We start from the raw sequence: 16,912 nt of genomic DNA on the forward strand, positions 1-16,912 counted from the left end.
ACGGGACCTCCCGCTAGGACGCCGGAGCGACTACCTGTCCGTCGCGCAGCTCCACCACGCGGTCGGCCCGAGCCATCAGCTCGGGGTCGTGGGTGGAGACGACGGCGGCCACGCCGCGCTCGTGCACCACCCGGGCCAGCAGGTCCATCACGACGGCCGCCGTCCCCGAGTCGAGCTGCCCGGTGGGCTCGTCCGCGAGCAGCACCTCCGGGTCGGCCACGAGCGCGCGGGCGATGCCCACCCGCTGCTGCTGCCCGCCCGAGAGCTCGTACGGCCGCTGCTTGGCGTGCCCGCTCAGGCCGACGGCGTCCAGCGCCTCCGCCACGCGCCGCGACCGCTCGCCCTGCGCGGTGCGCCGCAGGCGCAGCGGGACCTCGACGTTCTCGGCCGCGGACAGCACGGGCACCAGGCCGAACGACTGGAACACGTACCCGATCCGGTCCCGCCGGGCCGCGAGCACGGCCTTCTCCCCGAGGGCGGTCAGCTCGGCGTCGCCGAGCCACACGCTGCCCGACGTCGGCCGGTCCAGCCCGCCGAGCAGGTTCAGCAGCGTCGTCTTGCCCGAACCGGACGGGCCGCGCACCACGAGCAGCTCGCCCGCCGCGACCTCCAGGGTCGCGTCCGACAGGGCCCGCACCTCGCCGGCGCCGGTGCCGAACACCCGGGTGAGACCTTGGGCCCGCAGCACGGTGCGGGCCGGGGTCGTGGTGGTCATCGGTCCTCCTCGGTGGGGGTGGTCTCAGCCGACGGGTGGGGCTCCGCGGCCTGGCCGGGCGCCGCCGGCCACACGCCCACGTGGTCGGGCTCGAGCGCCAGGCGCACGCGGTCACGCAGGTCGAGCGCGTGCACGAAGTCCTGCGGAAGCTGCAGCCGGCCGACCCGGTCGACCACCGCGAACTCCTCCGCGACGTGCCGCTCGGCGCCGTGCTCGTCGACCTCCGTACGCCGCAGCGTCTCCGTCGCCGTGCGGCCGTCGCGGATCTGGATCGTGCGCGCGACGTGCTCGGACACCGTCGGGTCGTGCGTCACGATCAGCGTCGTCACACCGGTCTCCCGGTTCACGCCCCGCAGCGCCTCCAGCACCTCGACCGAGGTGGTCTCGTCGAGCTCGCCGGTAGGTTCGTCGGCCAGCAGCACGCGCGGGTTGTTCGCCACGGCCACCGCGATGGCGGTGCGCTGCTGCTCGCCGCCGGACATCTCACCGGGCCGTCGCCCGGCGACGTGGCCGACCTCCAGCAGGTCGAGCAGGTCCGCCACGCGGCGTGCGCGCTCCCGCCGCGGGAGCGCCCCGGCCAGCTCCAGCGGGAGCCGCACGTTCTCAGCTGCCGTGAGGTACGGCAGCAGGTTGCGCGACGTCTGCTGCCACACGAAGCCGACCGTCGAGCGCTGGTACCGCACCCGCTCGGCGTGGCCCATGGTCAACAGGTCGGTGCCCGCCACCACGGCGGAGCCGCCGGTCGGCGTGTCCAGGCCGGAGAGGATGGTCAGCAGCGTGGACTTGCCCGACCCGGACGCGCCCACGACGGCGACGATCTCCCCCGGCTCGACCGTCAGCGTGAGGCCCTGCAGCGCCTGCACCTCGACGCCGTCGGTGGCGAAGATCCGCACCAGGTCGGCGCAGCGGATCTCCCCGCCGCCCGCCGGGCCCGCCGCGGCCGGCGCGCCGCCGTCCGTCAGCTCGATGGTCGTGCTCATCGGGTCTCCCTCATGTCAGTCGTTGCTCCCCATCCGGAGCTGGGCCGCCACCTCGCCGCGGCGGCTCAGCGCCGCCGCCACGCCGACCGCGGCCAGCACCACCACCACGAAACCGGCGGCGGCCGCGCCCAGCAGCAGCGGGTCGTACCTCGCGCCGGGCTGGGTGGGACCGCCGGTCAGGGCGGTGACGTCCACGGCGGCCAGCACCAGCTCCGGCACCACCACGCCGAGGACGGCGCCCACCACGAGGGCGACCACGGCCCAGGGGCCGATCTCCCAGCCGACCAGCCCGCGCCCGAGCCGAGGCGAGAGGCCGAGGGTCTGCAGCACGGCGAGCAGCCGCGCCCGCGCGGGAGCGGCGAGCATCAGCGTCATCACCACGGCCCCCGCGCACAGCAGCCCCGCGAGAAGCACGGCCAGCACGAACGCGATGGCCAGCCCGCCGGAGACGGGCGCCGCCAGCACGGCGTCCGCCTCCTGGTCCGGGTCCTCCACGACGGACGACGGCAGCAGCCGCGAGAGCTCCGCCGTCACGGCGGCGCGGTCGGCGTCGTCGGTCAGGCCCACGAGCGCGAGGCGCGGGTAGCTGACGTCGCCCGTGGCCTCGGTGAGACGGCCGGCGTCGGCCACCACGAGCGCGCGACCCGCGGGGAGGCCCGGCAGCTCGTCGACCACGTCGACGACCCGGACGGGTACGTCGCCCTCCTGCGTCGTGAGCGTGATCCCGGTGGTGCCCGGTCCGACGCCGGGGCCCGCCGCGCCGGGGGTGAGGATCACGGGCAGCGCCTCGTCGCCGTCCGCGCCACCCGACCCGGCCAGGCCGGCGAGCGTCTCGGGGGCGCCCTCGACGTCCCGCTGGGCCACGACCAGCTCCGCCGTGTCCACCGTCCACACCTCGACCCGAGGCGAGGAGCCCGCTCCCTGCAGCAGGCCGTCGCCGACGTCGCCCACCGGCGACACGGCGGCGACGCCGTCGAGCGCGGCGATCTGCTCCGCGACCGGCTCGTCGACGACCGGGCCGGAGACGCGCAGGTCCGCGCCGGTCGCGCGCCAGGCCTCGCGGACCACGCCGCCGGAGACCGTGGAGTACAGCACCGCCGAGGTCGCCGCGACGGCCACCGCGAGCACGAGCGCGACCGCCGGGACCGGGCCGCCGGCGGGGTCGCGAGTGGCGCGGGCGGCGCCGAGGAACGGGACCAGGTCGCGCCGCGGTGCGAGCGCCCGCTCGGCCGCGAGCGCGAGCCAGGGGTAGGCGCGGACGGCGAGCAGCGTGAGCGCCAGGGAGACCAGCAGGGGTGCCGCGGCGACCAGCGGGTCGACTCCGGCACCGGAGCCGGAGCCCGAGCCGGCGACGACCCCGCGCGACAGCAGCAGCCAGGCGGCGAGCGCCGCACCGGCGACGACGAGCACCTCCAGCACCCAGCGCACCCGGCTCCGGGAGCGGGGCGCGAGGTCAGAGCGCGTGGTCCGCAGGCCGGCAGGCGACGTGGCGAGCGCGAGGGCCACCGCCGGCGCGAGCCCCGCGGCCACCGCCAGGAGGACCTGGGCGACGGTGACGGGGGCGTCGACGCCGACGGCGGCCGAGAGCACGAGGCCCGCCGCGAACCCGACGGCCGCCGAGCCGAGCCCGACGACGAGCCCCTCGCCGCCCATGAGCAGGCGCACCTGGGTGCCGGACGCGCCACGGGCGCGCAGCAGCGCGAGCGCGGACCGCCGCCGGTCGACGACGAGCCGCGCCCCGAGGGCCAGCACGGCGACGGTGGCGCCGAGCGGCCCGACGGCGAGGACGGCGACGATCGCGTCGACCCCGGTGCGCTGCGCGAGCAGGTTCTCGAGGATCTCGGTGAGCCTGCTGGTGGGCCGGAGCTGGAGCGGGGTCGGGTCGTCGGGGCCGGCCGCGACGAGGAACGTCTTCGCCGACTGGCCGTTCATCTGGGCCAGGAGCACGGGCACGTCGGCGGCGGTCAGGCCGTCGGTGCTCACCGGGTACCAGACGCGGGTCTCGGCCACGCCGAGGGTCAGCGGCGTGATCATGGCCGGGTCCACGTAGGCGGTCGCGGTGCCGAGCAGGCCGCGGTTCGGGTCGGCGATCACGGAGGCCCTGGCCCCCAGGGCATGGTGCAGCCAGTAGTCGGCGTCCGGGTCGCCGGTCTCGAAGATCCCGGTCACGACGAGGGACGGGTAGCGGCCGGCCAGCGCGATCACGCCCGAGCCCGAGAGGTTGTCGTACCGGCCGCCGAGCTTCCAGCCGTACGTGTCGGCGACGGCGCGCGACACGGCGACCTCGAACGCCGGCGCCCGCTCCGTGGGCTGGCTGATGGACTGCTCGTCCCCCACGAACACGGGCCCCGCGGTCGCGGTGGGCCAGCGCCCCTCGACCAGCTCGGCGTGCTCGGCCAGGTCCGGGGCCGAGCGGAGGAAGACCTTGGCCTCGGCCAGCTCGGAGCTGGGTTCCGGCTCGGTGTACGCGGGGTCGCCAGACGTCACGTGGAAGAGCGGGGCGCCCATCACCGAGCGCAGCGGCTCGGGGGTCTCGGCACGCACGGCGTCCAGGTTCTCGGCGAACGGCGTCCAGTCCGGCTCGTCCGGCACGCCGCTCCCGACGCTGCCCGGGTCGTAGAAGCCCCCGCTCGGTGCCTGGCCGGGGATCGAGCCCGCCACCGAGATCACGTCCCGGGCCGGTCCCGAGGCCGTGGCGGTCTCGTAGACCACCTGGTCGGCGTGCATGGTCGCGACGGCGCGCGGCGCGGTCGAGAGCACCCCCGCGGCGAGGAAGGCGACCACGCCCAGCGCGGCCGTCGCACCCCAGGAGGTGCGCAGCTGCCGTCGCGCGAGCAGGCCGAGCCCGGACAGCGCCCCCATCAGCGGACCTCCTCGCGGTAGGTGGTGTCGCGGGCCTGCGCGGTGACTCGCCCGCCCACCCCGATCGCGACCAGGACCAGCCCGGCCACGGCGGCGGCGAGCACCAGGCCGGTGCCCCCGGTCGCCAGCACGAACTGCGCGGGCGGTGCCGCGTCGATCCCGGTCAGTGTCGCGGCGGCCAGGCCGCCCGCGGCCAGCCGGGCCACGCCCCAGCCGGCGACCGCGCCGACGGCGAGCGCCACGATCCCGACGGTGACGAGCTCCGCGGCCCGTGCCCGGCCCTGTGCCGCGGGGCCGAGCCCCACGGCGCGCAGGACGATGACCTCGCCGCGCCGCTCCCGGAGGGTGGCCACGGCGACGGCGAGCACGCCCGCCAGCGCGAGCACGGTCGCCCCGGCCGCGGCGAGCCAGAACGAGACGCGCACCGGCACGGCCGTGTCGGTGGAGCCGTAGCCCGGCGTCGTCACGATGGGCCGTTCCCGGCTGCTGCGGCCGGCGGCCTCCGCGGCATCCGTCGCCTGCCGGGCGAGACCTGCCACGGCCCCCGCCGGCGCGACGGCGCCGGGCGGCCCGGCCGCGAGCCAGACCTCGTTGGTGAGCGCGGGGTCGTTCACGTCGCGCACCAGCACTGCGGCGAGCGCCGCGCGGTCCACCAGGACGGCGTACGGTTCGAGCGCCCCGGGCACGGTGCCGGACGACGCCACGACCTCGACGGGCAGGCGGGTCGCGCCGAGGGTGAGCTCGAAGGTGTCTCCCGCGGTGACGCCGAGCGAGTCGACCAGCGAGGACGAGGCCAGCAGCGGGACGGGGCCGGCGGCCGGGGTGGTCAGGAGGCGCAGCCGGTTCGCGCCCGCGACGCCGTCACCGAGGGACATGCGGAACGCGGCCTCCCCCTCGGTCAGCTCCAGGCCGGTCGGTCCGTCGAAGGTCTCGGACGGCGTCCACACCGGCTGGTCGACGCGCAGCCCGCCGGCCGTGATGCCGTCGACGGCCAGCGACACCTCCGCGATCGACCACCCGGGCCGGGTGTCCACGTCCAGAGCCGCGATCCGCCACGTCTGGCCGGGCGGCGGCGCGGGGACCTCGCCCCGCAGCTCCTGCGCGACCTCGTGCTCGCCGAGGGTGCCGTCGCCGCCGTCGCCCTCCGTGAGCTGCCCGAGGTCGACGGTGGCCAGCGTGCCGTCCATGGCGGCGAGCACGATCGACAGGTCGAGCTGGTGCCGCGGCGCCCAGCCCACCAGGTCCGTCTCCACCGTCTCGTGGATCCGGCCGCGCACGGTGACGCCGATGTCCCGGGCGTCGCCGACCAGGGCGGGCGCGTCGGCGAAGGCGTCGTTCGCCAGGTCGTCGGCCAGCGCCGCGGTGTCGAGCACCTCCTGCGGGGCACGCACCACCTTCGGCACGTCGGCGGCGGGCAGCGCCAGCATCGCGACGGGCAGGCCGTCGGAGTAGGCCGTCCCGGACAGCACGGGCGCCGCGGCGCGGGCGGTGCTGCCCGGACCCGTCGTGCCCGGCAGGTACGGCGCCGGGTCCAGGCGGCCGCTCTCGGGCGCCGTGACGCGCACGTCGGCACCGTTGGCGAGCACGTCGACGTCGGCGCGCAGGCGCTCCGCGGTGCCGGTGTAGCCGCCGGCGAGGGTCGCGGCCCCGCCCGCGAGCACGAGCAGGACCACGGGCACCACGTAGACGACGATCCGGCGGGCCACCTGTCGCGCGGCCAGCGGGCCGACGACGCCACGCGACCGCCCGGCCAGCCCCGCCCACAGCCGCGTAGCCGGGCCGAGCACCGCCATCGCCGCCACGGCGAGCGCCGCCAGCGCGAGCGCGGGTGCCGCGGCCGCGGCCGGGTCGGTGCGCAGGCCGCCGGGCGTGGAGACGAGCGGCGACCCGTAGCGCAGCAGCTGGGTCACGCTGACCGCAGCGGCGGCCACCGTCAGCACCACGGTGCCGAGCGCGGCGACCTGGCGCACGCGCCCCGAGCGGTCGGTCACCTGGCGCCGCACCGCTGCCTGCACCTGCAGCGTCGCCACCAGGACGAGCGTCGCGGTCGCGGCCACCGTGACGGCGAGGGCGACGGCCAGCGGCGTCCCGACGGAGACCGCCGCGCCGGCCTCGGCGCCCACGACCGCGCGCAGGGCGCCCCACGCGGCGGCCCCGCCCGCCGCGGCGGCGGTCAGCGCGAGCAGCGCGCCCTCCACGGCAGCCGCGGCCGTCACGGTGCCGGGCGCGGCACCGCGGGAGACCAGGAGGGCGACCTCGCCCTCCCGGGTGGCCGCCAGCAGCCGGGCCACCTGGACCAGCGCGACGAGGCCGACGAGCGCCAGCAGGCACAGCGGGACGAGCGCGACGGCGTCCGCGGCGCGCAGCGCGGCCCCCAGGTCGGCCGCGATCACGTCGAGCGTCCCGGTGACGGTCAGCCCGCGGGGCGCGACGTCGGTGTCCTCGCCGAGGATGCGGTCGACCTCGGGCGTCAGCGCCGCCAGGGCGGGCAGGTCCTCGGGGGTCAGCGCGGCGCCGTCGGGCACCACCGTCCAGCGGGCGAACGGGTCGGTGTCGAGCCCGGCGACGACCTCCTCGCTCACCACGACGGGGCCGGGGTACGCGCCGTCCGACCCGGTGAGCACGCTCGGGTCGCCGAGCCAGCCTGCGTCGTCGGGGTCGGTGACCCGCCAGGTCGCGGCGATCGTGACCGCCGTACCGGTGTCCGCGGGGTCCTCAGGGTCGATGCCGAGCCGGACCCGGTCGCCGACCGCCAGCCCGGCGGCCTCGGCGGCGTCGGCCTGGACCGCCGCCTCGTCCGCGGCGGCCGGCCAGGCGCCGTCGACCAGCGTGACACCGCTCGCGCCCGCGCCCGACAGGGCCTCCTGCCGCGAGGGCGCGGGCAGCAGCGCGACCGTCCAGCGGCCGAGGTCCTGCCCGTCGGCGTCCGTCGTGTACTGCGCCTCGGTCCGCACGTCATAGGTGACCCGGTGCGGCACGCCGTCCAGCAGGTCCGCGAGCACCTCCTGCACACGCGCGTCCTGGGCGTCGGCCGCGGCGCCGTCCGCGAGCCGGGTCGCGAGCTGAAGCGCCCGCCCCGAGGGCTCGGCCGCGGCCAGCCCGTCGCGCGCTCCCGCGGTCGCCGCGGCCTGCGTCCAGCCGACCGTCACGCCCAGGGCGCCGGTCAGCACGGCCACCAGCAGCCAGACGAGCGCGAGCAGCCCACGGTGCGCCGTGGACCGGCGGGCAAGGAGGGTGGCTCGACTCACGGGGCCAAGGTAGCCCGGCCCTGTGACACGCACGACGAAACTAGGGACGCCCCGGGCAACGATCCGGTCACGCCGCTCAGCCGGCTCGCTCGCCCTCCAGCGCCCCGCCCGCGGCGCGCCAGCCCATCAGGCCGCGCGCCAGGCTCACGACGTCGAACCCCAGCTCGGCCAGGAGGTTGGCCGCGCCCCGGGAGAGCAGGCCACCCGTGCAGAAGGCGATCAGCACCCGGTCGTCGGGCAGTTCCTCGGCCCGCGCCTCCAGCTCGGTCAGCGGCAGGTGGACCGACCCCGGGACGTGGTGGTCGCGCCACTCCCGCTCCCGGCGCACGTCGACCACGAGCGCACCCTCGTCGACCAGACGCAGCGCCTCGGCGGCGCTCACCTCCGGCGGACGCCGGAGGTAGTGGCGGACGCTCATCGCCGCGCCTCCCGTCGCACGTTGACCAGGGTGAAGACGCCGCCGAGCACCGGCACGAGCGCCAGGAACCGGGTGCGCGGCAGGAGCCCCTGCCCGAGCAGCGCCGTGACCGCCACCGCGAGGTAGAGCGCGCCGTGCGTCGGGCCGAGCGCCGACGCGACGCCCTCGACGTGCACGGTGGCGAGGTTGCCGAGCAGGAGCGCCACGCTCACGAGCTCCAGGACCGAGAGCACCTCCAGGGCGCGCAGGAGCGGCCTCACGCCGACCCCGGCCGCACGACCATGAGCACGACGACCGCGGCCCACAGCAGGTTGAAGACGCCGGTCAGCATGCTGAGCGAGCGGAGCCGCGCGGCGTCGTCCGGCGCGTCGAGCGCCACGCGCTGGCCCGGCGCGATCCGCAGCGCGAGCAGGCCGCCCGCGACGGCGGTGAGCACCATCGCCACGACCACCCAGATCTCGCCCAGGCGCCCCTGGACGCCGGCGAGCACCAGACCGATCACGGGCACGACGAGGGCCAGCAGGCCGTAGACCCGGGTCACACCGTGCAGCACCCGGGCCACCGAGGCACTGCGCCCGGACCGGGCGGACGGGTCCGCGGAAGGCGCCGTCGCGCCGGCCGAGACGGGCACGAATCGCGGGAACAGGCTGGTGGTCACCGCCACCGGGCCGACGAACAGGATGCCCGCGAGCACGTGCGCGGACAGCAGCAGGTTTTCCATACCTTCAGCCTAACTGAAGGATGGGGGTGCTTCAGCCCACCTGAAGGTTGGTGCGACCCCGCGTCACCGGCTCCGCGCCAGGTGCTCCTCGATCTGCCGCCGCAGCGCCTCGGTGAGCACGGGGTGCTCCTCGGCGAACTGGGCGTCGAGCACGGCGACCCGCTCCGCCGCCTGACCCAGCAGGCGCTCGCCGGCGGCGGTGACCCGGAGCCGGGACGCCGCGCCCGCGCGCGCCGTGGCGTCCTCGACCAGGCCGTCCGCCGCGAACGCGGCCACGGCGGAGTGGGCGCTCTGCACGGTGATGCGCGAGCGCCGGGCCAGCTCGCTGAACGAGACTCCCGGCGTGGCGCGGATGTGGCCCAGCAGGCCGTACTTGCGGGTCGTCAGGCCGAGCGGCTTGAGCGCGTCCGCGAACGCCGCGTCCCAGACCCGGCCCATCGTCAGCAGGGCGATCGTCGGGCTGAACGGCGGTTTCTCGGGCATGGCAGCAGGCTAACCGCCGGGCATGACGCAGGCCCCCTCGCCGTGGTGGGCCGAGCGGCTCCACCAGGCCAGGGGGCCTCGTGACATCGGACGGCGGCGGGGCCGCCGTCATCCGTGCTAGCGCTGGTTCGCGGGCACGTACGGGCGCTCGGTGGCGCCGGTGTAGACCTGGCGCGGACGCCCGATCTTGGTCTGCGGGTCCTTGATCATCTCGCGCCACTGGGCGATCCAGCCGGGCATGCGGCCCAGCGCGAACAGCGGCGTGAACATGGCCGGCTCGAAGCCCATGGCCTTGTAGATGAGGCCGGTGTAGAAGTCGACGTTCGGGTAGAGCTTGCGCTCCACGAAGTAGTCGTCCGAGAGGGCGATCTCCTCCAGGCCGCGCGCGATGTCGAGCAGCTCGTCCTTGGCGCCGAGCTTGTCGAGCACCTCGTCCGCGGACTTCTTCACGATCGCGGCGCGCGGGTCGTAGGACTTGTAGACGCGGTGGCCGAAGCCCATCAGGCGCACGCCATCCTGCTTGTTCTTGACCTTCTCCATGAAGGTCTCGACGGTCTCGCCGCCCGAGCGGATCTTCTCCAGCATGGTCAGCACGGCCTCGTTGGCCCCGCCGTGCGCCGGACCCGAGAGCGCGTTCACGCCCGCGGCCACCGACGCGTACAGGGTCGCGTTGGACGAGCCGACCACGCGCACCGTGGACGTGGAGCAGTTCTGCTCGTGGTCCGCGTGCAGCACGAGCAGCTTCTCCAGCGCGTCCACGATCACCGGGTCGGCCTCGTAGGCCTCGTACGGCGTCGCGAACGTCATGCGCAGGAAGTCCTCGACGTAGCCGCGCGAGTAGTCCGGGTACAGCAGGGGCTCGCCCACCCGGCGCCGGTGCAGGTAGGACGTGATGGTGCGCGTCTTGGCGAGCAGCAGCACGGTGGCCAGGTCGACCTGCTCGTCGTCCGCCGGGTCGAGCGACTCCGGGTAGAACGTGGACAGCGCGTTCACCGCGGAGGCGAGCACCGCCATCGGGTGCGCGTTGCGCGGGAACGTTCCCATGAACGTGCGGAAGTCCTCGTGCACCAGGGTGTGCCGGTTGACGCGCTCGGTGAACGCGTCCAGCTCCGCGGGGCTCGGCAGCTCGCCGTAGATGAGCAGGTAGGCCACCTCGAGGAAACCGGAGGCCTCGGCGAGCTGGTCGATGGGGTACCCGCGGTAGCGCAGGATGCCGGCGTCGCCGTCGATGTAGGTGATCGCGGACTCGCACGACGCCGTGTTCATGAAACCGGGGTCGACCGTGACCAGACCCGTGTCCTTGAGCAGCGACGACACGACGATGCCGTCGTTGCCCTCGCTGGCGGCGACGACAGGCAGGGTGTGAGTGGTTCCGTCGACGGCGAGCTCGACGCGGCTCGAGCCGTCCAGCGGTGTGGAGGTCATGTCTTCCTTCCTGAGTGGCGCACGAGGGACGCTGCTGTGAAAGAAAGGTGTCGGGACAGCGTCGACCTGGGGCACGACAGTATCGCGCCCTGCTTTAGTTTTTCCAATCCATCGGTCAAGGCTGCGTGATGCGTGTCACAGCATCGGCAATCTGCGCGTCAGTCGAGGTCAGCGCCACCCGGGTGTGCGTGCCGTCGCCGTACAGGTGCCCCGGCGCGGTCAGGATGCCCCGGGCCGCGAACCACTCCGCGACCGCCAGGCCCGGGCGGCCGTCCGGCGCCGCCACCCAGAGGTACAGCCCGGCCTCCGAGCCGTCGATGACGAACCCGGCCTCGACGACCGCCGCGGCCAGCGCCCGGCGCCGCGCGCCGTAGGCCTCACGCTGGGCGGCGACGTGCGCGTCGTCCGCCAGGGCCGCCGTCATGGCGGCCTGCACCGGCGCGGGCACGATGAGGCCCAGGTGCTTGCGGGTCTGCGTGAGGTCGGCGACCAGGGCGCCGTCGCCCGCGAGGAAGGCCGCGCGGTAGCCCGCGATGCTGGACTGCTTGGAGAGGGAGTACGCGGCGAGCAGGCCCTCGTGGGAGCCACCGCACACGCGCGGGTCGAGGATCGAGGGGACGCCGCCCGTGCCCGTCGCGGCGTCGTAGGGGGAATCCCACACCAGCTCGGCGTAGCACTCGTCGGAGACGACGACGGCGCCGATCGCGCGCGCGGCGTCGACCACGGCGCGCAGCGCCTCGACGCCCAGCACCCGTCCCGTCGGGTTGCCGGGGCTGTTGACCCAGACCATCTTCACGTCGTCGCGCCCGGCCCAGTCGGCGACGTCGTCCGTCGCGAGCGGCGTGGCACCGGCCGCGCGGATGCCCGCGAGGTAGGTGGGGTAGGCCACGGCGGGGTGCACCACCACGTCGCCGGGGCCCAGGTGCAGCAGGGCGGGCAGCAGGCCCACGAGCTCCTTGGAGCCGACGGTCGGCACCACCGCGGCCGGATCGAGGCCCGGCACCCCGCGGCGCCGGGCGAACCAGTCGGCGACGGCCTGGCGCAGCGCGGGCGTGCCCGCGGTCATCGGGTAGCCCGGCGCGTTCGACGCGGCCTCGAGCGCCCGCCGCACGACCTCGGGCGTGGGGTCCACGGGCGTGCCCATGGAGAGGTCGATCAGACCGGCCGGGTGGGCCTTCGCCGTCGCCGTGATCCCGTCGATCGAGTCCCAGGCGAAGGGTAGGTCGGTCAGATCGTGCAGACCCACGTCAGGCCTGGGGCGGAAGGGCCGCGATCATCGGGTCGTCCTTCTCGATGACGCCCATCTTCGCGGCGCCGCCGGGCGAGCCCAGGTCGTCGAAGAACTCCACGTTCGCGCGGTAGTAGTCCTTCCACTCGTCGGGGACGTCGTCCTCGTAGTAGATGGCCTCGACCGGGCAGACCGGCTCGCACGCGCCGCAGTCCACGCACTCGTCCGGGTGGATGTACAGGGAGCGGCTGCCCTCGTAGATGCAGTCCACGGGACACTCCTCGATGCACGCCCGGTCCTTGACGTCGACGCACGGCTGAGCGATCACGTAGGTCACTTGGAGGGTGTCCTTCCACTTCCGGACTGAGGATCATGCACGATGCCGACCGCGGTACGACCCGGCGGGGCGATCCTAGTATCTCTCGGGACGCCCCCAGATCCCCACCGGTCTCACGCAGCGGAAGGAGAACCGACGTGACATTCGCTACACCGGCCGCGCCCGGCGGGTGGCGGGACCTGCGCCCCGGCACCCGGGTGGTGGTGAGGCGGCGCCTGGCGCCGGGCGGTCCCGTCGTGTCGGACGGCGGGACGGAGCACCGCTGGACGGACCTGATCGGCTTCGTCGTCGAGGTGTCCGACGCCGGCCTGCGACTGCGCACCGACCCGGTCCCGGGCCGCGGCGAGCCGCAGGAGGTCGACGTGGCGGCCGCCGACATCGAGGCCGCCAAGCCGATCCCCCCGCGACCCGTCAGGCGTTCTGGTCCACCCAGATGACGCCGGTCGGGCACATGCTCACGGCCTCCTGCACCGCGAAGTCGAGCTCGGGAGCCGGACGCTCGTCGAGCAGCACGACGATGCCCTCCTCGTCCTGGTCGAACACGTCGGGTGCGAGCAGGACGCACTGGCCGGCGCCGCAGCAGGCGTCGCGGTCCACGTTGATCTTCATGGGGGTCACTCTCCCCACTTGACGGGCAGTTCGTCGAATCCGGCCACCAGCAGGCCTTCCTTGCGCGGCACGGACTCGACGTCCACCGCCAGCTCCAGGGTCGGCACCTTGCGCACCAGGGCGGCGAGCACGATCTGCAGCTCGGTGCGCGCCAGCGACTGGCCGAGGCACGAGTAGGAGCCCGCGCCGAACGAGAGGTGGGGATTCGGACGGCGCCCCAGGTCCATCTCGTCCGCGCCCTCGAACGTGCCCTCGTCCCGGTTCGCCGCCGCGAGGCTGCACACCACGGTCGTGCCCGCGGGGACGGTCTCGCCCGCGATCTCGATCTCCTCGTCCACCCAGCGCACCATGCCGAAGCCCGCGTTCGGGTCGAACCGCAGCGACTCCTCGACCGCGCTGCGCACCAGCGACGGGTCGGCGACGAGCTGCTCCCACCGGGAGCGGTCGCCGAGGAACAGCGCCATCATCTTGGCGATGTGGCTCGCGGTGGTCTCGTGGCCGGCCACGAGCAGCGCCATGCTGGTGCCGATCACGGTCTGCGCCGTCAGCCGTGGGTCGTTCTGGTCCACGAGCGCGATGAGCTCGGAGATCAGGTCCTCGCCCGGGTCCGTCCGCTTGGCCTCCACCAGGCCGGCCATGTACGCGCCGAACTCCTGGCGCGCCGCCGAGATCTCCTCCTGCGTGTACCGCGTCGTGCTCAGCGCCGTGTCCGACCAGTAGGGGAACCGCTCCCGCTCGTCCTCCGGCACACCCAGCAGCTCGCAGATCGCCCACACGGGCAGCGGGAACGCGACGGCCGGGACCAGGTCCGCGGGACCGCCGGCGGCCAGCATGTCGTCGATGAGCTGCTCGGCCTTCGCCTCGATCCCGGGGGCCATCGCCTGCACCCGCCTGGCGGTGAACGTCGCGTTGACGAGCCGCCGCCAGGCCTGGTGCTGCTCCTCGTCCGCCATGACCCCGGTCGGGTCGTTGCTGAACGTGCCGCCGTCGTCCTGGGACCCCACGCCCGTGCCGCTCGCCGGGATCACGCGGCCGAACCGCCCGTCGGTGAGCATCGCGCGGACGTCGTCGTACCGGGTCAGCAGGGTGGCCTCGCCACCGCTGGCGAGGCGCACCCGTGCCACGGGGCACTGCTGGCGCAGCTCGGCCCACTCCGGTGGCGGCTCGATGGCGCGATCCGACGGGATGGGGTAATCGAGCAGGTCAGACATGTTGTCCTCCGGTTGGCTGAGGGGGTGTGTCCTCCCCATCCAATACCGGTCCGGGTGAATCGGACAAGGGTGTCCGGTTACTCAGGCGTTGGCGACCAGACCCAGCTCCGCCACGCTCGCCAGGTGCTGGTGGCGCGGCACGATCCGGACGGTGTAGCCGAACGGCCCGGAGGTGTCCAGGCCCACCTCGCCGCCGAACGCGTGCCGCCCCGCCTCGTAGGACTCCACCAGCGCGAGGGACTCGGCGGTGAACTCGTCGATGACGTCGGCCTCGGTGACCCGTCCGTGCACCACCTGCACGTCCACGTCGTCCGGCGACAGCGGCCCCAGCGAGACGTACGCGCGGACCGTCAGTCGGTCCCCGACCCGCACCGCCTCACCGATGCCCGCCGACTCGACGTGGTCCACACGCACCTGCGGCCACGAGCCCCGCACGTGGGCCTTCCAGCCCGCGAGATCCTTCGCCGCGGCGTACCCGTCGGCGGCGAGCACCCGACCGGCCTGCGCCGCGGGCGCGTACAGCCCGTGCACGTACTCGGAGACCATCCGCGTCGCCTGCACCTTGGGGCCGAGCGTGGCCAGCGTGTGTCGCACCAGCTCCAGCCAGCGGCTCGGCACGCCGTCGGCGGACCGGTTGTAGAAGGCGGGCGCCACCTGGGACTCCACCAGGTCGTAGAGCGCCGCGGCCTCCAGGTCGTCGCGGCGGTCGGCGTCCTCGACGCCGTCGGCCGTGGGGATGCCCCAGCCGTTCTCGCCGTCGTACCACTCGGCCCACCAGCCGTCCTCGATGGACAGGTTCAGGCCGCCGTTGAGCGCGCTCTTCATCCCGGAGGTGCCGGACGCCTCCAGGGGCCGCAGCGGGTTGTTCAGCCAGACGTCGCAGCCCGGGTACAGCGACTGCGCCATGCCGATGTCGTAGTTCGGCAGGAACACGATGCGGTGCCGCACCTCGGGGTCGTCGGCGAAGCGGACGAGCTGCTGGATGAGCCGCTTGCCGGAGTCATCGGCCGGGTGCGACTTGCCGGCCACGATGAGCTGCACCGGGCGCTCGGGGTGCAGCAGGAGCGCCTTGAGCCGCTCCTGGTCGCGCAGCATGAGCGTGAGCCGCTTGTAGGTGGGCACGCGCCGCGCGAAGCCGATGGTGAGCACGTCGGGCGACAGCACGTCGTCCACCCAGCCGAGCTCCGCCGGGGACGCCCCGCGCTCCCGCCAGGACTTGCGCACCCGGCGCCGGGCCTCGGCCACCAGCTCGCCGCGCAGCTCGCCGCGCAGGGCCCACAGCTCGGCGTCCGGCACCTTGCCCGGGTCCAGCCAGCCGGCCGACGCCTCGGGCGCCGTGATCTCGTCCAGGCCCATGCGCTCCGCCTCCACGGCGGCCAGCCGCGGCGCCACCCAGGTGGGCGAGTGCACGCCGTTGGTGACCGACGTGATCGGCACCTCGCGCGAGTCGAACCCGGGCCACAGGCCCTCGAACATCTCGCGGGAGACCTGGCCGTGCAGCAGCGAGACGCCGTTCGCCCGGCCGCCGAGCCGCAGGCCCATCACCGCCATGTTGAACACGGTGGGGTCGCCGCCGTCGTAGTCCTCGGCGCCGAGCGCGAGCACCGTCTCCAGCGGCACGCCAGGCATCGCGTTGTCGCCGCCGAAGTAGGCGCTGACCAGCTCCTTGGGGAACCGGTCGATGCCCGCGGGCACCGGGGTGTGGGTGGTGAAGACCGTGGCCGCGCGCACCGCCTCGTGGGCCTCGCCGATGTTCAGGCCGGACCCGACGAGCTCCCGGATCCGCTCCACGCCGAGGAACCCCGCGTGGCCCTCGTTGGTGTGGTAGACCTCGGGCTCCGGCGCGCCGGTGAGCCGCGACCAGGCGCGCAGCGCGCGCACGCCGCCCACGCCGAGCAGCAGCTCCTGCTGCAGGCGGTGCTCTCCCCCGCCGCCGTACAGGCGGTCGGTCACCTTGCGGGCCGCGTCGTCGTTCTCCGGCACGTTCGAGTCGAGCAGCAGGAGCGGCACCCGGCCGACCGCCGCGACCCACACGTGCGCGTGCAGGGAGCGCCCGCCGGGCAGGGCGAGCGAGATGACGGCGGGCGTGCCGTCCTCCTCGCGCAGGACCGCCAGCGGCAGGCCGTCCGGGTCGAGCAGCGGGTAGGTCTCCACCTGCCAGGCGTCCCGCGTCAGGGACTGCCGGAAGTAGCCGGCGCCGTACAGCAGGCCCACGCCCACGATCGGCACGCCCATGTCGGACGCGCTCTTGAGGTGGTCGCCCGCCAGGATGCCGAGGCCGCCCGAGTACTGCGGCAGCACCGAGGTGATGCCGAACTCCGGCGAGAAGTAGGCGATCGCGTGCGGCAGCTCGCCGCCCGACGTCGTGGTCTGGCCCTGGTACCACTGCGGGTCCCGCAGGTACCGGTGCAGGTCGTCGGACGCCGCCCGCACGCGGCCCGTGAACTCCTCGTCGGCCGCGAGCGCCGCGAGGCGGTCGGAGCCGAGCGCCGCGAGCAGGGCGACGGGGTCGCCCCGGACGTCGGACCAGAGGTCGGGGTCGATGCTCGCGAACAGCTCGCGCGTCGGCGCGTGCCAGGACCAGCGAAGGTTCTGGGCCAGCTCGTCGAGCGCCGCGAGCTGCTCGGGGAGGACCGTGCGGACGGTGAATCTGCGGATCGCTCTCACCGGCAGAA

The 16,912-nt window shown here is 75.0% G+C and carries 15 protein-coding genes; 1 reads left to right on the forward strand and 14 read right to left on the reverse strand.

The features are described 5' to 3' along the window. Window positions 1-13: 13 nt before the first annotated feature. The 11 genes from ACZ7LE_RS25770 to fdxA all read right to left on the reverse strand — a co-directional run bounded on the left by ACZ7LE_RS25770 (window position 14) and on the right by fdxA (window position 12,417). Entirely contained in the window at window positions 14-715 is a 702-nt protein-coding gene (locus ACZ7LE_RS25770; RefSeq protein ID WP_470406074.1) for an ABC transporter ATP-binding protein, read from the reverse strand. Beyond that, complete coding sequence (locus ACZ7LE_RS25775; protein ID WP_470406075.1) at window positions 712-1,695, reverse strand: ABC transporter ATP-binding protein; 984 nt, start codon at window positions 1,693-1,695, stop codon at window positions 712-714. Before ACZ7LE_RS25775 ends, ACZ7LE_RS25770 begins: the two co-directional genes overlap by 4 nt. Window positions 1,696-1,710: 15 nt before the next feature. Continuing rightward, window positions 1,711-4,557, reverse strand: coding sequence for an FtsX-like permease family protein (locus ACZ7LE_RS25780; protein WP_470406076.1), 2,847 nt, complete (start codon window positions 4,555-4,557; stop codon window positions 1,711-1,713). Continuing rightward, a complete protein-coding gene (locus ACZ7LE_RS25785; protein ID WP_470406077.1) occupies window positions 4,557-7,805 on the reverse strand; it encodes an FtsX-like permease family protein in 3,249 nt (1,082 codons plus the stop codon). The genes ACZ7LE_RS25780 and ACZ7LE_RS25785 overlap by 1 nt, the downstream gene beginning before the upstream one ends. A gap of 76 nt (window positions 7,806-7,881) precedes the next feature. After that, complete coding sequence (locus ACZ7LE_RS25790; RefSeq protein WP_470406078.1) at window positions 7,882-8,223, reverse strand: rhodanese-like domain-containing protein; 342 nt, start codon at window positions 8,221-8,223, stop codon at window positions 7,882-7,884. Beyond that, entirely contained in the window at window positions 8,220-8,483 is a 264-nt protein-coding gene (locus tag ACZ7LE_RS25795) for a hypothetical protein (protein WP_470406079.1), read from the reverse strand. The genes ACZ7LE_RS25790 and ACZ7LE_RS25795 overlap by 4 nt, the downstream gene beginning before the upstream one ends. Next, window positions 8,480-8,944 (reverse strand): hypothetical protein, encoded by a 465-nt coding sequence (locus ACZ7LE_RS25800; protein WP_470406080.1) that lies wholly within the window; start codon window positions 8,942-8,944, stop codon window positions 8,480-8,482. The genes ACZ7LE_RS25795 and ACZ7LE_RS25800 overlap by 4 nt, the downstream gene beginning before the upstream one ends. 63 nt (window positions 8,945-9,007) lie before the next feature. Then, window positions 9,008-9,427, reverse strand: a complete 420-nt coding sequence (locus tag ACZ7LE_RS25805; RefSeq protein WP_470406081.1) for a MarR family transcriptional regulator — start codon at window positions 9,425-9,427, stop codon at window positions 9,008-9,010. Between the two features lie 117 nt (window positions 9,428-9,544). Next, window positions 9,545-10,852 (reverse strand): citrate synthase, encoded by a 1,308-nt coding sequence (locus tag ACZ7LE_RS25810; protein WP_400549100.1) that lies wholly within the window; start codon window positions 10,850-10,852, stop codon window positions 9,545-9,547. A gap of 115 nt (window positions 10,853-10,967) precedes the next feature. After that, on the reverse strand, window positions 10,968-12,098 hold the full coding sequence (dapC, locus tag ACZ7LE_RS25815) for a succinyldiaminopimelate transaminase (protein ID WP_470406082.1): 1,131 nt from the start codon (window positions 12,096-12,098) through the stop codon (window positions 10,968-10,970). 1 nt (window position 12,099) lies between these two features. Continuing rightward, window positions 12,100-12,417, reverse strand: a complete 318-nt coding sequence (gene fdxA / locus ACZ7LE_RS25820) for a ferredoxin (RefSeq protein ID WP_020017584.1) — start codon at window positions 12,415-12,417, stop codon at window positions 12,100-12,102. 137 nt (window positions 12,418-12,554) lie between these two features. Between fdxA and ACZ7LE_RS25825 the strand changes: the two genes are divergently transcribed. Continuing rightward, window positions 12,555-12,854, forward strand: coding sequence for a DUF6725 family protein (locus ACZ7LE_RS25825; protein ID WP_470406083.1), 300 nt, complete (start codon window positions 12,555-12,557; stop codon window positions 12,852-12,854). On the opposite strand, the gene ACZ7LE_RS25830 is transcribed toward ACZ7LE_RS25825, so the two are convergent. The 3 genes from ACZ7LE_RS25830 to glgP all read right to left on the reverse strand — a co-directional run bounded on the left by ACZ7LE_RS25830 (window position 12,829) and on the right by glgP (window position 16,904). Continuing rightward, window positions 12,829-13,026, reverse strand: a complete 198-nt coding sequence (locus tag ACZ7LE_RS25830) for a ferredoxin (RefSeq protein ID WP_470406084.1) — start codon at window positions 13,024-13,026, stop codon at window positions 12,829-12,831. The genes ACZ7LE_RS25825 and ACZ7LE_RS25830 overlap by 26 nt on opposite strands. A 5-nt stretch (window positions 13,027-13,031) precedes the next feature. Beyond that, a complete protein-coding gene (locus tag ACZ7LE_RS25835; RefSeq protein WP_470406085.1) occupies window positions 13,032-14,237 on the reverse strand; it encodes a cytochrome P450 in 1,206 nt (401 codons plus the stop codon). An 81-nt stretch (window positions 14,238-14,318) separates the two neighbouring features. Continuing rightward, complete coding sequence (glgP, locus tag ACZ7LE_RS25840; protein WP_470406086.1) at window positions 14,319-16,904, reverse strand: alpha-glucan family phosphorylase; 2,586 nt, start codon at window positions 16,902-16,904, stop codon at window positions 14,319-14,321. Between the last annotated feature and the right edge of the window lie 8 nt (window positions 16,905-16,912).

Source organism: Promicromonospora sp. NPDC110617 (genome assembly GCF_055598465.1).

What these genes read in the sequence shown, in the direction of transcription:
- ACZ7LE_RS25770 (WP_470406074.1), bottom strand. Translation starts at nt 715, where the DNA reads ATGACCACCACGACCCCGGCCCGCACCGTGCTGCGGGCCCAAGGTCTC.
- ACZ7LE_RS25775 (WP_470406075.1), bottom strand. Translation starts at nt 1,695, where the DNA reads ATGAGCACGACCATCGAGCTGACGGACGGCGGCGCGCCGGCCGCGGCG.
- ACZ7LE_RS25780 (WP_470406076.1), bottom strand. Translation starts at nt 4,557, where the DNA reads ATGGGGGCGCTGTCCGGGCTCGGCCTGCTCGCGCGACGGCAGCTGCGC.
- ACZ7LE_RS25790 (WP_470406078.1), bottom strand. Translation starts at nt 8,223, where the DNA reads ATGAGCGTCCGCCACTACCTCCGGCGTCCGCCGGAGGTGAGCGCCGCC.
- ACZ7LE_RS25800 (WP_470406080.1), bottom strand. Translation starts at nt 8,944, where the DNA reads ATGGAAAACCTGCTGCTGTCCGCGCACGTGCTCGCGGGCATCCTGTTC.
- ACZ7LE_RS25805 (WP_470406081.1), bottom strand. Translation starts at nt 9,427, where the DNA reads ATGCCCGAGAAACCGCCGTTCAGCCCGACGATCGCCCTGCTGACGATG.
- ACZ7LE_RS25810 (WP_400549100.1), bottom strand. Translation starts at nt 10,852, where the DNA reads ATGACCTCCACACCGCTGGACGGCTCGAGCCGCGTCGAGCTCGCCGTC.
- ACZ7LE_RS25830 (WP_470406084.1), bottom strand. Translation starts at nt 13,026, where the DNA reads ATGAAGATCAACGTGGACCGCGACGCCTGCTGCGGCGCCGGCCAGTGC.
- ACZ7LE_RS25835 (WP_470406085.1), bottom strand. Translation starts at nt 14,237, where the DNA reads ATGTCTGACCTGCTCGATTACCCCATCCCGTCGGATCGCGCCATCGAG.